11 protein-coding genes are annotated in these 13,964 nt (G+C 69.5%); 3 read left to right on the forward strand and 8 right to left on the reverse strand.

Features of this window, described 5'->3' with window-relative positions:
- Nucleotides 1-50: 50 nt before the first annotated feature.
- The gene (locus MTES_RS02530; RefSeq protein ID WP_013583609.1) at nucleotides 51-1,547 is read right to left on the reverse strand and encodes a sensor histidine kinase; all 1,497 of its coding nucleotides are present in this window, start codon (nucleotides 1,545-1,547) and stop codon (nucleotides 51-53) included.
- A gap of 156 nt (nucleotides 1,548-1,703) precedes the next feature.
- On the opposite strand from MTES_RS02530, the gene MTES_RS02535 reads away from it, so the two are divergent.
- Both MTES_RS02535 and MTES_RS02540 read left to right on the forward strand, forming a co-directional pair.
- Nucleotides 1,704-1,976, forward strand: coding sequence for a helix-turn-helix domain-containing protein (locus tag MTES_RS02535; protein WP_013583610.1), 273 nt, complete (start codon nucleotides 1,704-1,706; stop codon nucleotides 1,974-1,976).
- 133 nt (nucleotides 1,977-2,109) lie between these two features.
- Nucleotides 2,110-2,544: an Rv3235 family protein gene (locus MTES_RS02540; RefSeq protein WP_013583611.1), complete on the forward strand. Its 435-nt coding sequence runs from the start codon at nucleotides 2,110-2,112 to the stop codon at nucleotides 2,542-2,544.
- A 3-nt stretch (nucleotides 2,545-2,547) separates the two neighbouring features.
- Here MTES_RS02540 and MTES_RS02545 read toward each other — a convergent pair whose 3' ends face one another.
- Together MTES_RS02545 and secA are read right to left on the reverse strand one after the other, a co-directional pair.
- Nucleotides 2,548-3,774 (reverse strand): pyridoxal phosphate-dependent aminotransferase, encoded by a 1,227-nt coding sequence (locus tag MTES_RS02545; protein WP_013583612.1) that lies wholly within the window; start codon nucleotides 3,772-3,774, stop codon nucleotides 2,548-2,550.
- Nucleotides 3,775-3,887: 113 nt separating this feature from the next.
- Complete coding sequence (secA, locus tag MTES_RS02550) at nucleotides 3,888-6,692, reverse strand: preprotein translocase subunit SecA (protein WP_013583613.1); 2,805 nt, start codon at nucleotides 6,690-6,692, stop codon at nucleotides 3,888-3,890.
- 173 nt (nucleotides 6,693-6,865) lie between these two features.
- Here secA and MTES_RS02555 point away from each other — a divergent pair, with 173 nt between their 5' ends.
- Complete coding sequence (locus tag MTES_RS02555; RefSeq protein ID WP_013583614.1) at nucleotides 6,866-8,185, forward strand: hypothetical protein; 1,320 nt, start codon at nucleotides 6,866-6,868, stop codon at nucleotides 8,183-8,185.
- A 64-nt stretch (nucleotides 8,186-8,249) separates the two neighbouring features.
- Here MTES_RS02555 and hpf read toward each other — a convergent pair whose 3' ends face one another.
- The 5 genes from hpf to mtrA form a co-directional block, all read right to left on the reverse strand.
- Complete coding sequence (hpf, locus tag MTES_RS02560) at nucleotides 8,250-8,909, reverse strand: ribosome hibernation-promoting factor, HPF/YfiA family (RefSeq protein ID WP_013583615.1); 660 nt, start codon at nucleotides 8,907-8,909, stop codon at nucleotides 8,250-8,252.
- 140 nt (nucleotides 8,910-9,049) lie between these two features.
- A complete protein-coding gene (locus MTES_RS02565) occupies nucleotides 9,050-9,721 on the reverse strand; it encodes a ComF family protein (RefSeq protein ID WP_013583616.1) in 672 nt (223 codons plus the stop codon).
- Between the two features lie 97 nt (nucleotides 9,722-9,818).
- Nucleotides 9,819-11,477 (reverse strand): LpqB family beta-propeller domain-containing protein, encoded by a 1,659-nt coding sequence (locus tag MTES_RS02570; protein ID WP_013583617.1) that lies wholly within the window; start codon nucleotides 11,475-11,477, stop codon nucleotides 9,819-9,821.
- Nucleotides 11,474-13,165, reverse strand: coding sequence for an MtrAB system histidine kinase MtrB (mtrB, locus tag MTES_RS02575; RefSeq protein WP_013583618.1), 1,692 nt, complete (start codon nucleotides 13,163-13,165; stop codon nucleotides 11,474-11,476). The genes MTES_RS02570 and mtrB overlap by 4 nt, the downstream gene beginning before the upstream one ends.
- A 7-nt stretch (nucleotides 13,166-13,172) precedes the next feature.
- Nucleotides 13,173-13,853, reverse strand: coding sequence for an MtrAB system response regulator MtrA (mtrA, locus tag MTES_RS02580; protein WP_013583619.1), 681 nt, complete (start codon nucleotides 13,851-13,853; stop codon nucleotides 13,173-13,175).
- Nucleotides 13,854-13,964 lie beyond the last annotated feature (111 nt).

Genomic DNA, 13,964 nt, shown 5'->3' on the forward strand with positions numbered 1-13,964 from the left:
CCGACGGCGGATTCTGCGAGCTTCGCGCGTATCTGCGAGAACGTCGCTCGTCAGACGGACGAGCCCCCGATGTAGCGCAGCGGGATCTCGATCGTCACCTCGGTGCCGCTTCCCATCAGGGTGTGCCAGTCGATCGTGCCGCCGAGCTCGCCCTGGATGAGCGTGCGGACGATCTGCGTGCCGAGACCGCGCCCGACCTGCCCTTCGGGAAGCCCGACGCCGGTGTCACGGACGCTGACCGCGAGCACCTCGTCGCTGCGCTCCGCCGCGATCTCGACGTCGCCCTCCTGCCCCGCGAGTCCGTGCTCGACGGCGTTGGTGACGAGCTCGGTGAGAGCGAGGGCGAGCGGTGTCGCGAACTGGCTCGGCAGGGTGCCGAACTGACCGGTGGTGCGGGTGCGTGCGCGGGTGTTGGGCGCGGCCGCGACCTCGGCCACGAGCTTGAGCACGCGGGCGAACACATCGTCGAAATCGACGTTCTGCGCGAGGCCCTCCGACAGCGTGTCGTGGACCACCGCGATGGCGGAGACGCGACGCATGGCCTGGGTCAGCGCGTCGCGCGCCTCGTCCGAGTGCGTCCGGCGGGCCTGGATGCGCAGGAGGGAGGCGACCGTCTGAAGGTTGTTCTTGACCCGGTGGTGGATCTCGCGGATCGTCGCGTCCTTGGTGATGAGCTCCTGCTCCTGGTGGCGGATCTCGGTCACGTCGCGGCTGAGGACGATCGCACCGACGCGCGTGCCGCGATCGCGCAGCGGGATGGTGCGCAGCGACACCTGGACGCCTCGCGCTTCCATGTCGGCGCGCCACGGTGCGCGGCCGCTCACGACGACCGGGAGCGATTCATCGACGTCCTGCCGCTTGGCGGGGAGGATGCGCGCGGTCACCTCGGCGAGAGACTCCCCCTCGAGTTCGTCGTCGAAGCCCATGCGGTTGAACGCCGAGAGCGCGTTGGGGCTCGCGAAGGTGGTGATGCCGTCGACGTCGAGCCGGATCAGCCCGTCCGACGCGCGCGGAGCACCGCGACGAGGGGCGGTCGGTGCGGCGAGGTCGGGGAACTCCGCCGAGGCGATCATGCCGAACAGGTCGTCGGCGCAGTCGTTGAAGGTGATCTGCTGGCGCGACGGAGTCCGCGTCTCGCCGAGGTTGGTGTGGCGCGTGAGCACGCCGACGGTGGTCACCGCGTTGCCCTCCCTCGAGAGTTCGCGCACGATGGGGACCGCGCGGACGCGCGTGGGCGTCTCCTCGAACCAGTCGGGGGATGCCGAGTCGACGATGCGCCCGCTCTGGAACGCGTCGCGCACCTGCGTGCGCCACTGCGGGCGGACCCGGTCACCGACGATGTCGCGGTAGAACAGCGTGGCCGCTCCCCCGGGCCGCGTGTGCGCGACGGCGACGAACGAGTCGTCGGGCGTCGGCACCCAGATCACGATGTCGGCGAAGGCGAGGTCGGCGAGGAGCTGACCGTCGCCGGCGAGTCGGTGCAGCCACTCGACGTCCGCCTCACTGGCACGACCCTGGGCGTAGACGAGTTCACTGAGTGTCGACACCTCTCCACACTAAAGGGCGGTGCCTTCTTCGACGGCTCGCAGCGCGATCCGCTTCCCCTGTTTTCCGCGGTCGGTCTCCCCCTGGGATCGGCGGGCGTGGTGCGGGTGAAGCCGCTCCCCCGGCCAAACGGCGGACATAATGAGGGCGTGACCGATATGAGTTCACCTGCGAGCCGATACCTGGATCCGGATGCCGTCGCCGAACGCCTCGGAATCACGCGGGACGAGGTGCTCTCGCTCGTCGAACGCGGCGAGATCCGGGCGATCGAGGTCGGCGATCCCGCGCGCTGGCGCCTCGACGCGGAAAGCGTCGCCTCGTACATCGACGACCGCATCGAGGTCGCCCGTCGCTCCGCGCTCTGGCGGCAATCGCAGGAGGCGAGTTTCCCCGAACTGTGGGGCGAAGGGCAGATCCGCCACCCGGATTGAGCGCTCCTCCCCGTGCATTCACCCTGCGTTTCTTTTCCACAACCTGAGGGCTTCGCCCCGGGGGCGGGGGTGGCGGTGTCCTACTGTCGAGCCACCAAGCCCGCTCTGACCGCCCGTGACCCAGGAGGAACGCATGACCGTTCCACTCTCGATCGTCGATTCACCCGTCGGCGCATCCCCCTCGTACGCGGAAGACTTCTTCGCTCCGCAGAAGACCTCGGCGGCGCGGCTGCCCCGCGCCGACGTCTTCACGCGCAACATCGTCCGCGGGGTGTTCGAGGTCCTCGCGGGCGTGCGCGAGGTCGAGCAACTCGCGCGGTGGACGTCGGAGGAGGTCTACCGCTCCCTCGTCGTGCGCGCCAGCCTCGCCAAACGCGCGCGCAGCGCCCGAGGAGTACCCGTTCCTCGCGACATCCACGAGATCCGCAGCGTTCACCTCTTCTCCCCGGCCGACGGCGTCTACGAAGCGACCGTCACCGCCGCGGCACGCGCACGCACCCGCGCCGTCGCCCTGCGCCTCGAGGGCATCGACGGCCGCTGGCGCGTCACTGCCCTCGCCCTGCTCTGACGCTCAGGGGCGCCACGACGCGAGGAAGTTGCCCAGCCTCTCGATCGCATCGCTGATGACCCGCGCCTCGGGCAAGGTCACGATCCGCACGTGGTCGGTCGCCGGCCAGTTGAAGCCGGAGCCCTGAACGAGGAGGACGTGCTCCGCCACGAGGAAATCGCGCACGAACTTCGCGTCGTCGGGGATCTCGTAGACGTCCGGGTCGAACCGCGGGAACGCGTAGAGCGCGCCCCGCGGCATCACGCACGAGACGCCGGGAATGGCTTCGAGGCCCTGCCAGGCGGCATCCCTCTGTTCGTGCAGACGACCGGACGGAGCGATCAGCGCGTCGATCGACTGCACGCCCGAGAGCGCGGCCTGCACCGCGAACTGCGCCGGCACGTTCGGGCACAGACGCGTGGATGCCAGCAGGTTGATGCCGTGCAGGAATCCCTCGGCGTGGCTCTTCGGGCCCGTGATCGCGAGCCACCCGGAGCGATACCCCGCCACGCGGTACGTCTTGGACAGCCCGTTGAAGGTGAGCACCAGCAGGTCTGGCGCAACCGTGGCCATCGGGATGTGCACCGCGTCATCGAACAGGATGCGGTCGTAGATCTCGTCGGCGAGGACCAGCAGGGAGTGCTCCCGCGCGATGTCGGCGATGCCCTCGAGCACCTCACGCGAGTACACCGCACCGGTGGGGTTGTTCGGGTTGATCACGACGATCGCCTTGGTCCGCGGGGTCACCTTCGAGCGGATGTCCTCCAGGTCGGGCTGCCATTCACGGGACTCGTCGCACAGGTAGTGCACGGGGGTGCCGCCGCCGAGGCTCGTCATCGCGGTCCACAGCGGGTAGTCGGGAGCGGGGATGAGGACTTCGTCGCCCTCGTCCAGGAGCGCCTGCATGGTCATCGTGATCAGCTCGGACACGCCGTTGCCGAGATACACGTCATCGGGGTCGAGGTGCGGGAAGCCGGGCTCCTCCTCGTACCGCGAGACCACCGCGCGCCGTGCCGACAGCACACCGCGGCTGTCGCTGTACCCGTGCGCGTTCGGCACCGCCGCGATCATGTCGCGCACGATCTGATGCGGTGCCTCGAACCCGAAGATCGCGGGGTTGCCGGTGTTCAGCTTGAGGATCGCGTGCCCCTCGGCCTCGAGTCGGTCTGCCTCGACGAGGGCCTCTCCACGGATCTCGTAGAGGACATCCTTCAACTTCGACGACTGATCGAGGGGGCGCAACGGGCTCATCGGTTCAGGATATCCCCGCGCCCTCAGAGCCAATCGACACCGGGTGGACTGCGCGTGGACAAGCGGATGCCGCGCCCCCGACGAGCGTCAGGGGCGCGGCATCCGTGTGTCTGTTACTTCTTCTTGCCGGCGGCGCGGCGATCGGCGCGGTTGTTCGCCACGGGCTGCTCGGGAGCCTCGGTGCGCTGACCGAACGCACCGCGCGGTCCGCTCGGGGCCGCAGCCTCGGCGGCGGGAGCCTGCGCTGCGGCCTGGCGCAGACGGTTCGTCGCCGCCTGCTGGACCTGGCCGCGGTCGTTGCGGACCTCGACCTCGCCGGCGTCGTTGGCCGCGGAGTACTCCAGGCGCTGCCCTTCGACGGGAGCGGGGGCGAGCCCCTTCGCCTCGACCTGGGCGCTGTCCTCGCCCTCGACCTTGCGGACCTCGACCTCGAGGTTGTAGAGGAAGCCGACCGACTCCTCCTTGATCTGCCCCATCATCGACTGAAACATCTGGTACCCCTCGCGCTGATACTCGATCAGCGGGTCGCGCTGGGCCATCGCGCGCAGGCCGATGCCGTCCTTGAGATAGTCCATCTCGTAGAGGTGCTCGCGCCAGCGGCGGTCGAGGACCTGCAGCACCACGCGACGCTCGAGCTCGCGCAGCGCGGGGGCGCCGAGCGACTCCTCGCGGTTCTGGTAGGCGATGCGGGCGTCCGAGATGATCTCGCGCTTGAGACCCTCGGCCGTGATGCGCCCCTTGTTCCCGCCGGCTTCGGCGACGACCTCGTCGATCGTCACGCTCACCGGGTAGAGGGTCTTCAGCTCGGTCCACAGGGCGTCGAAGTCCCACGACTCGGTGTGGCCCGAACCGGTGTGGTCGTCGATGACGGCGGTGATGGCGTCCTCGATGAAGTGCTGCACGCGGTCGGCGATGTCGTCGCCCTGCAGCATGTGCCGACGGTCGGCGTAGATCGCCTCGCGCTGGCGGTTCAGCACGTCGTCGTACTTGAGCACGTTCTTGCGCATCTCGGCGTTTCGCGCCTCGACCTGCGACTGGGCGCTCTTGATGGCGCGCGAGACCAGACCCGACTCGATCGCGACGTCGTCGGGGAAGTTCGTCCGCGCGAGGATCGCCTCGGCCGCACCCGACTGGAACAGCCGCATGAGGTCGTCGGTGAGCGAGAGGTAGAAGCGGCTTTCACCCGGGTCGCCCTGGCGGCCGGAGCGTCCGCGCAGCTGGTTGTCGATGCGACGCGACTCGTGACGCTCGGTCCCGAGAACGTAGAGACCACCGGCCTCGACGACCTTCGCCGCCTCTTCGGCGACGGTGTCGCGCATGCCCTGGTACACGGCATCCCACTCGGCCTCGTAGGCCTCGGGGGTCTCGACCGGGTCGAGGTTCTTCGCCTTCATCTCCTGCACGGCGAGGAACTCGGCGTTGCCGCCGAGCATGATGTCGGTTCCACGACCGGCCATGTTCGTGGCCACGGTCACCGCACCCAGACGCCCCGCGCGGGCGACGATCTCGGCCTCGCGCGCGTGGTTCTTGGCGTTGAGCACCTCGTGCTTGACGCCCTTCTTCGCGAGCAGGCGCGAGAGGTACTCGCTCTTCTCGACGCTGGTCGTCCCGACGAGGACCGGCTGGCCCTTCTCGTGACGCTCCACGATGTCTTCGACGACCTGGGCGAACTTCGCCGTCTCGTTCTTGTAGACGAGGTCGGACTGGTCCTTGCGGATCATCGGCTTGTTCGTGGGGATCGGGACCACGCCGAGCTTGTAGGTCGACATGAACTCCGCCGCCTCGGTCTCCGCCGTACCGGTCATGCCGGCGAGCTTGTCGTAGAGACGGAAGTAGTTCTGCAGCGTGACGGTGGCGAGCGTCTGGTTCTCGGCCTTGACCGGGACGTTCTCCTTGGCCTCGATGGCCTGGTGGATGCCTTCGTTGTAGCGGCGTCCGACCAGGATTCGACCGGTGTGCTCGTCGACGATCATGACCTCGTCGTTCATGACGACGTAGTCGGTGTCGCGCTTGAAGAGGGCGATCGCCTTGATCGAGTTGTTGAGGAACGAGATGAGCGGGGTGTTCGCCGACTCGTAGAGGTTGTCGATGCCGAGGTAGTCCTCGACCTTCTCGATTCCGGGCTCGAGCACACCGATCGTGCGCTTCTTCTCGTCGACCTCGTAGTCGACCCCGGCCTCGAGGGTGCGGGCGAGCTTCGCGAACTCGGCGAACCAGCGGTTGGCCTCTCCCGAGGCCGGACCCGAGATGATCAGCGGCGTGCGCGCCTCGTCGATGAGGATCGAGTCGACCTCGTCGACGATCGCGAAGAAGTGGCCGCGCTGCACGAGGTCTTCCTTGCGCCACGCCATGTTGTCGCGCAGGTAGTCGAAGCCGAACTCGTTGTTCGTGCCGTAGCTGATGTCGGCCTCGTACTGCTCGCGCCGCACCTCGGGCGTCTGACCCGAGACCACGGTGCCGGTCGTCATGCCGAGGGCGCGGTACACGCGCCCCATCAGCTCGGACTGGTAGCTCGCGAGGAAGTCGTTGACGGTGATGACGTGGACGCCCTTGCCCGCGATGGCGTTGAGATACGCCGGCAGAGCCGCGGTCAGCGTCTTTCCCTCACCGGTCTTCATCTCGGCGATGTTGCCGAGGTGAAGCGCTGCGCCACCCATGATCTGCACGTCGTACGGGCGCTGACCGAGCGTGCGCTTGGCCGCCTCGCGGACGGCCGCGAACGCCTCGGGCATCAGCTGGTCGAGGGTCTCGCCCGCCTCGTAGCGCGCGCGCAGCTCGACGGTCTCGTTACGCAGCTCCTCATCGGTGAGGTGCTCGTAGTCCTCTTCGAGCGCACCGGTCGCCTTGACGACGCCCTGCAGGCGGCGCAGGATGCGTCCCTCTCCGGCGCGCAGCAGTTTCTCGAGCGGATTGGCCACGAAGCATCTCCATCTGTCGGGTGCGGCGCCCGTGCGGACGCCGGCCTGCGAACAGGCATACATCGCCCATGTTATCCGTGTTACCCGTTCGTGACCTGCGAGCCCGCAAGAAGACCTCGCGCCCGCAGCGAACACACGGCTCCCTCCTCGATCACGCGGCCTAGGATCGTGCCATGGCCGGTTTCTGGGGCAGACGAAAGCGCGAAGAACAGGATGCCGCGGACGCCGATCTGGCGCGACGGGCGGAGCTGGCGATCGTCGCGGCGGACGAGCGCGTGCGACTCACCTCGGACGAACTCGACTTCGCCCGCGCGGAGCTCGGCGACAAGGCCACGGAAGACCTCGCCGCGGCACTCGATTCGGTGAAGACGCACCTGGCCGAAGCGTTCCAGCTGCACCAGCTGAACCACGACGAGATCCCCGACACGGCGGAAGAGCTGCGCACCCGTAACGCGCGCATCATCCAGCTGTCGAAGTGGGCCGAGGACCTGCTGGAAGAGCGCACTCTCGTTCTGCAGCCGAAGATCGATGCCGTGCGCCGCGCCCCCGAGATCCTCGCGCGCGTGCGTGCGGATCGCGAGCGCCTGGCTGAGCGCGTGCCGCACGCCCGCGAGGTGGTGGAGCGCCTCGCCCACCGCTACAGCGACACGGCGCTGCAGCAGATCGGCGGAAACCCCGACGAGATCGACCAGCTGCTGGACTTCGCCGTGCACACCGCCGGCGTCTCCGAACGCCGACGCGAGGCGGGACAACGCGAGCAGGCCTCCGTCGCCCTCGAAGCCGCCACGGAAGCCGTGCGTCGCGCCGAGTCGCTGCTCGACGCGGTCGACACTTTCGAGATCGAGGCTCTGCGCGCCGAGTCCACTCTGGCGGCCGTCATCGACGACTCCCGCGGAGATCTCGCCGAGGCCCGGCGCGGACCGATGACCCCGATCGTCACGCAGGCGATGGTGAACCTCGAGCGCGCGCTCGCGTCTCTTCCCCCGGCCGGCTCGCGGACGGACCCGTTCAGCTCGCTCTCGGTGCTGCGTCAGGCCAACGCCGAACTCGACCTCGCGCGGGAGCGGGCGGCGCGGCCCGTCCCCTCGCAGGAGCAGGTCGAACACGCCATCGACGACGCCGACCGACAACTCGCGGTCGCCCGCGGACTCATCACCGGGCACCGTGGCTGGATCGGCGCCGACGCGCGCACGCGGTTCGTCGAGGCCGAACGCCTCCGGGCCGGTCTCCCCCTCGGCCCCGTCGCCGAGGACGACCGGGAGACGGCGCTGGCGACGGCGCGCCGCACCGGCGCTCTCGCCGCCGAAGCTCTGCAGATCGCCCAGCGCGACATCGAGCAGTCCCGCCCCTCCGACTGGGGCGACGGTGGAGGCGGCGGCTGGGGAGGCGGCTACGGTCGCGGAGGCGGTGGCGGTGGCGGCGGCAACATGGTCGGCGGCATGCTCGGGGGCCTCGTGATCGGATCGCTCCTCGGCGACATCTTCGACGGCTGAGACCGTTCGTACACAGAAGGGGAGCCCCCGGCCGAGCGGCCGGGGGCTCCCCTTTCACCGTGCGTCAGGAAGCGACGGCCTGCGGCGGCGCCTGCGTCGACAGCGCGATCACGCCGTAGTCCCAGCCCTTGCGGCGGTAGACCACGCTCGGGTGATCGGTACGCGCGTCGATGAAGAGGAAGAAGTCGTGGCCGACGAGTTCCATGCGGTCGACGGCCTCTTCGGCGGTCATCCACTCGGCACCGAACTCCTTCTCGCGGATCACGACCGGCGAGTAGTCCTCCTCGGTGTCCGAATCGTTCTGCACGGGGACTTCGCCCGTGGCGACCGCGCGCAGGACATCGACGGAGGCCGGCTGCACGTCGATGCCGGAGAGCTCGCCGGTGCCCTTCTCGAACTTCGCGCCGCGGGGGTGGTTGCGCGCGTCGATGCGCTTGTCCTTAGCCCGGCGGATCTGCTCCGAGATCTTGTCGACCGCGAGGTCGAGGGCGGCGAACTTGTCCGCGTCGGTCGCCTCCGCGCGCACGACCGGGCCCTTGCCGTCGAGAGTCAGTTCGACGGTGTCATCCTCCATACGCCCGTTGCGATACGAGCGATGAGTGACCTTGACCTCGAGCGCCTGCGCTCGAGGGGCCAGGTGCTCGATACGGCTCACCTTTTCTTCGACCACCGAGCGGAAACGATCGGTGATACCGACTCCCACGCCGACGATGTTGGTGTCCATCCGTGACCTCCTTGTTCCGGGTTCTGCCCGGTCTAAGGGCAGAACATCCGTCGCCTTCAGTCATCCCCACGCTAGTAGGGCGACCCTCTCGTGTCACGCTCTCGCCGTCATTTCGTCACCCGTCCTTATCTTTCGTATGATCACGCTCCGCGGTCCCGGTGACGGGGCGTGTGAGCCAACGTCACCGCGATCACGCGGCCGGCACCCGCGACGCGCACGGCACGCGCCGCGTCGTCCAGCGTGGCGCCGGTCGTGACGACATCGTCGATCAGGACGACATCGCGGCCGCGGACGGGGCGCGAGACGAACACCCCGCCGACGTTGGCCCGACGGGCAGCGCGATCCAGGCCGCGCTGGTCGCGCGGCGACCGCGCGACCCGCAGCAACGGCACAGGTCTCCACCCGCTCCGACGCACGAGGAGATCGACGGGGCGGTAGCCGCGGCGTCGGTATGCGGCGCGCGAGGAGGGCACGGTCGTCACGACCGCATCGTCTCCGACCGCCTCGGCGAGCACCGAGGCGATCACCGAGGCGAGCGCCGGCGCGAGCGCGCGTGCCAGGGACGTGCGCCCCTCCTCCTTCAGCGCGCGGAGGACCCGCGCGGGCACTCCGGAGAACTCCAGCGCGCTGGTCACCGCCAGCCCCGCCTCGGTGCGACGGTGGTGGGGGGATGCGGCCAGGGCCGCGCGGCATCCGGAGCACAGTCCCACGTCGACGAGTCCGCACCCCGCGCAGGCGATGGGCAGCCAGAACGTCAGGGCGTCGTGCAGCGCAGCGACGACCGCCTTCGGGGGAACCGCGTGGGAGGACATGCGCCCATGCTCACCGATCGAGGCCCTTCCGCGGGGCCGGCCTTCGTCGATCCGGGGAGAGCCGGGTACGTCGCCTCTCTGGGGAGGAACCGCACCGTCAGGACGTCGTGCCCTGCTGCGCCGCGAGGACGCGGATGTCGTCCGCCACGAGCGTCCACGAGCTGCCCCGTCGGCTGTACAAGTGTCCCGAGTCGTCGAGGACCCGCACGCTCGTGCTCCCTCCCGCGACGGTGCGCGCGCCGTCGGGAGCGGCTCCGATCGTCCCGCGACCGCCGACCCCGAGCTCCCCCAGGTGGCTGACGCCGGCGTCGACGGTGAGGATGCCGAGGGTCGCGTCGTCGAGCCAGGCCAGATCGAAGGCCCCCGACTCGGTGAACGACAACACGTGCGGCGGGCCGAGGTTGATCTCGTTCGTCGTGCGCTGGATGCCGGCGAGCCACACCTCGCGGACACCGGCGACGGTCACGATCGCGGCCACCCGGGTGCCGTCGCGGGAGATCTGGAAGGCGGTGATCTCGGAGGCATCCGGCCAGGCGTTGCCGATCTCGGCGGGAACGCCTTCCGGGGTGAAGGCCCGGAGCTGCGCGGGCGACGAGGACGGCACGCTCCAGATGAGCCCCGACGAGTCGATCGAGGGCGCCACGAGACCGGGACGGTCGTCGAGGAGGAACGTCCGGCCATCGGCGAGCGCACTCGCCACCGTGCCCTGCGCGGTGCGGACCGCGGCGAGGCTCCGATCGGCCTCGAGCTCGACCGACTGCGGTCCGAGCGACTCCACGGCATCCGACAAGCCCGGGATCGTGGTGACCTGATCCCCCGAGAGGATGCCGAAGGTCCCGTCCGCGGTCACGACCGCGGGCGGCGGATCGACGCGCGTCACCCGCACCGGGACCTCCTCGGCCGCGACGGGGGTGCCCTCGACGGTCATCTGCACCTGGCTGATGCCGGCCGTCGACAGGCTGCGCGTCAACTGCGTCTGCATCCGGTTCAGCGTGGTGGTGTCCAGGCTCAGCGCCGCCCGCGGCAGCTGCACCTGCGCGACGCCGCCGGAGGACAGCGTCACCGAACGTCCGACCAACGAGAGGTCTTCGGGGAAGGCGCTCTTCACCGCTCCTTCGAGCCAGGCGCTCGGCTGACCGTCGACGAGGGCCGTCGCGACACGACTGGCCACGAGAGGTCGGGGGAACCAGCGCACATCCGGGACGATGAACGTCCAGGTCGGGTCGAAGTAGGCCACGGATGCCGATTGGTAGACCGTGGGGAAGACCTCTTCGTAGAGCACGACACCGTCGGGGGCCGCGCTGATGCGCCACTGGTCGTCGACCTTCGTCAGCGAATAGCCGAGGGACTCCGTCGTGCCGTCCACGCTCGGCGAATACGCCCCGTTCGCGTCGACGCTCGCGACCGTCGACAGCGACACGGTGACGGTCGCCCCGTCCGACGACGCGGCGGCGCGACGGTCCGCCAAGCGGTCGATGGTGACGCGCGCGCGGGGATCCCACTGCGTGCCCGGCGCGAGGAACAGCTTCGCGGTGGCCCAGTCGTCGGCGGGACCCGACCCCGCCCGGAGGAAGCCCTCGACGATCTCCGCCGGCGAGGCGTCGTCCTGCGGTCCGTCGGGGACGAACGCGAACGTCTGGGTGTCGTCGGTCTGCGGCCCGCGGCCGGGATTGACGTATCCCGCGGTGGGCAGGCCCGTGCACGCCGAGAGCACGAGCACCAGCGTGAGGCTCAACAGGGAAAGGGCGCGCCTCATGTCGTTCCTCGCGTCGTCGTCGTGCGGCCGAGCGAGATCGGCTGGGTGAGGCCGAGCGCCTCGAGGGTGCCGCCCTGCTCGTCGTCGGGCACGAGAGGAAGGGGTGAACTCCCCAGTGGCCGACCGTCGCGCGGCAGGGTGAGAACGAAGTTGGAGCCGCGGCCGGGTTCCGACCACACCGCCAGGGTGCCGCCGTGCAGCCGTGCATCCCCGAGGGCGATGGACAGGCCGAGACCGGTTCCGCCGATCGTCCGGACGCGCGAGGGGTCGGCGCGCCAGAACCGGTCGAACACGCGGTCGACGTCTTCGGCGCGCATGCCCAGACCGAAGTCGCGTACGCCGAGGGCGACGGCATCCCGATCACTGTCGACGGACACGACGATCGGGCGACCCTCCCCGTGCTCGATCGCGTTGCCGAGGAGGTTGCGCACGATCCGACGGATGCGGCGGGCGTCCATGTCGACGGGGGTGTATCCGCCCGGGGCGACCAGACGCACGTCGGTGCCGTGCTTCTCGGCGAGCTGTTCCATCGATGCGATGACGTCTTCGGCCAGGGAGGCGAGGCTCGTGGGCTCGAGCTCGAGCTGCACGGATCCCGCGTCGTAGCGGCTGATCTCGAGGAGGTCGGTGAGCAGGACCTCGAAGCGCTGCACCTGTGCGTGCAGCAGTTCGGCGGCGCGGCCCGTGACGGGATCGAACTCCTCGCGCTGGTCGTTGATCATGTCCGCCGCGAGCTTGATCGTGGTCAGGGGCGTCCGGAGCTCGTGCGAGACGTCCGAGACGAAGCGCTGCTGCACGAGGGACAGGTCGGCGAGCTCCTTGATCTGGGACTCGATGCTGTCCGCCATCGCGTTGAACGACCGGTTCAGCGTGGCCAGCTCGTCCTCGCCGCGCACTGGCAGCCGCACACCCAGATCGCCCGCCGCGAGCTTCGCGCTGGTCTCGGCGGCATCCGCGATCGGCGTCGTCACCGAACGCAGGACGACCCAGGCGATCGCGCCGATGAGCACGACGAGGATCAGGCCGACCACCCACAGGAGCACCTGGACGAACGACAGCGTCTGCGCGGCGCTCGCGAGGTCGTACCCCATGTAGAGCTCGTAGTAGTCGACTCCGTCCTGCGCGGGGAAGCGCAACTGATGACCGACCAGGATGCCGGGAACCTCGCGATCGTTCTCGGCGGGGAGCGCCACCGACTGCCACCACTGCAGGTCGGGGCTGGACTGCACCTGGGTGCGCAGCTCGGGGGTCACGAGGGCGGACTCGAAGGTCGGGGAGATGAACGGCTGCGGGGCGAGGGGCGAGGGCGGGCCGATGCGGTAGAGCGCGATGAGGTCGCTCGACGACTGCTGGGACAGCCGTGTCGCGATGCCGTTCATGAGCGTCTGGGCAGCGGCCGGGTCGGTGGAGTCGACGGCGGCGTCGAGGGTGGCCTGCGCCGAGGCGGTGGCCCGTTGCGCCTCGAGGAGGACCTGGTCCTTGCGTGCGGTGAAGAGCTCGTTCTGGATGACGAGGGCCATCGCGAGACATGTCACGAGGATGGTCGTCGCGGTCAGGGCGACGGTGATGACGATGGTGCGGAAGCGCAGCGAGCGCCGCCACAGGGTGATGACGCGGTCACGCGTTGCGCGCCAGTCACGCGTGCTCCACCCTCGCGGCGACGCCAGAGTGCGCACCGCGCCTGTCATGACGGCCTCAAGCCACCGCGCCGGCGCGATAGCCCACACCGCGGACGGTGGTGACGATGCGGGGGTTGTCGGGGTCGGCCTCGATCTTCGCCCGGAGTCGCTGGACGTGCACGTTCACCAGGCGCGTGTCCGCCTTGTAGTGATAGCCCCAGACCTGCTCGAGCAACATCTCGCGGGAGAACACCTGCTGCGGCTTCTCGGCGAGGGCGACGAGGAGCTCGAACTCGAGCGGGGTGAGCGCGATCGGGTTGTCGCCCCGCCGCACCTCGTGTGCGGCCACGTCGACCACGAGGTCGCCGATGCGCAGCGTCTCGTCGACCGGTACCTGCACCGGGCGCAGGCGGGTGCGGATGCGGGCGACGAGCTCCTTCGGGTTGAACGGCTTCATGATGTAGTCGTCGGCACCGGACTCGAGCCCCTTCACCACGTCGGCGGTGTCGGTGCGGGCCGTGAGCATGATGATCGGCACGCCGGACTCGGCGCGCACGCGCGTGCAGATCTCGATGCCGTCGACGCCGGGCAGCATGAGGTCGAGCAGGATCAGATCGGGCCGCTCGGTACGCCAGGCGTCGACGGCCTGGGCGCCGTCGGCGCAGAAGACCGTGTCGAATCCTTCGGTGCGCAGCACGATGCCGATCATCTCGGCCAGTGCGGTGTCGTCGTCGACAACCAGGATCCGTGAAGTCATCGGGTGTACGTCTTCCGTCTCGAAACCCGCTCGGGGACGGGCAATGGCACCCCGGGTGAGGGAGCAATCCCTCTGAGAGTAGTCGAGATGCCCGGGAAGGGGCCGAGCGTG

The sequence above is a fragment of the Microbacterium testaceum StLB037 genome (assembly GCF_000202635.1).
GTDB classification, from domain to species: Bacteria; Actinomycetota; Actinomycetes; order Actinomycetales; family Microbacteriaceae; genus Microbacterium; species Microbacterium testaceum_F.

Coding starts and splice junctions, on each gene's coding strand:
- MTES_RS02555 (WP_013583614.1), top strand. CDS start 6,866: ATGGCCGGTTTCTGGGGCAGACGAAAGCGCGAAGAACAGGATGCCGCG.
- mtrA (WP_013583619.1), bottom strand. CDS start 13,853: ATGACTTCACGGATCCTGGTTGTCGACGACGACACCGCACTGGCCGAG.
- MTES_RS02565 (WP_013583616.1), bottom strand. CDS start 9,721: ATGTCCTCCCACGCGGTTCCCCCGAAGGCGGTCGTCGCTGCGCTGCAC.
- mtrB (WP_013583618.1), bottom strand. CDS start 13,165: ATGACAGGCGCGGTGCGCACTCTGGCGTCGCCGCGAGGGTGGAGCACG.
- MTES_RS02540 (WP_013583611.1), top strand. CDS start 2,110: ATGACCGTTCCACTCTCGATCGTCGATTCACCCGTCGGCGCATCCCCC.
- MTES_RS02570 (WP_013583617.1), bottom strand. CDS start 11,477: ATGAGGCGCGCCCTTTCCCTGTTGAGCCTCACGCTGGTGCTCGTGCTC.
- hpf (WP_013583615.1), bottom strand. CDS start 8,909: ATGGACACCAACATCGTCGGCGTGGGAGTCGGTATCACCGATCGTTTC.
- MTES_RS02545 (WP_013583612.1), bottom strand. CDS start 3,774: ATGAGCCCGTTGCGCCCCCTCGATCAGTCGTCGAAGTTGAAGGATGTC.
- MTES_RS02535 (WP_013583610.1), top strand. CDS start 1,704: ATGAGTTCACCTGCGAGCCGATACCTGGATCCGGATGCCGTCGCCGAA.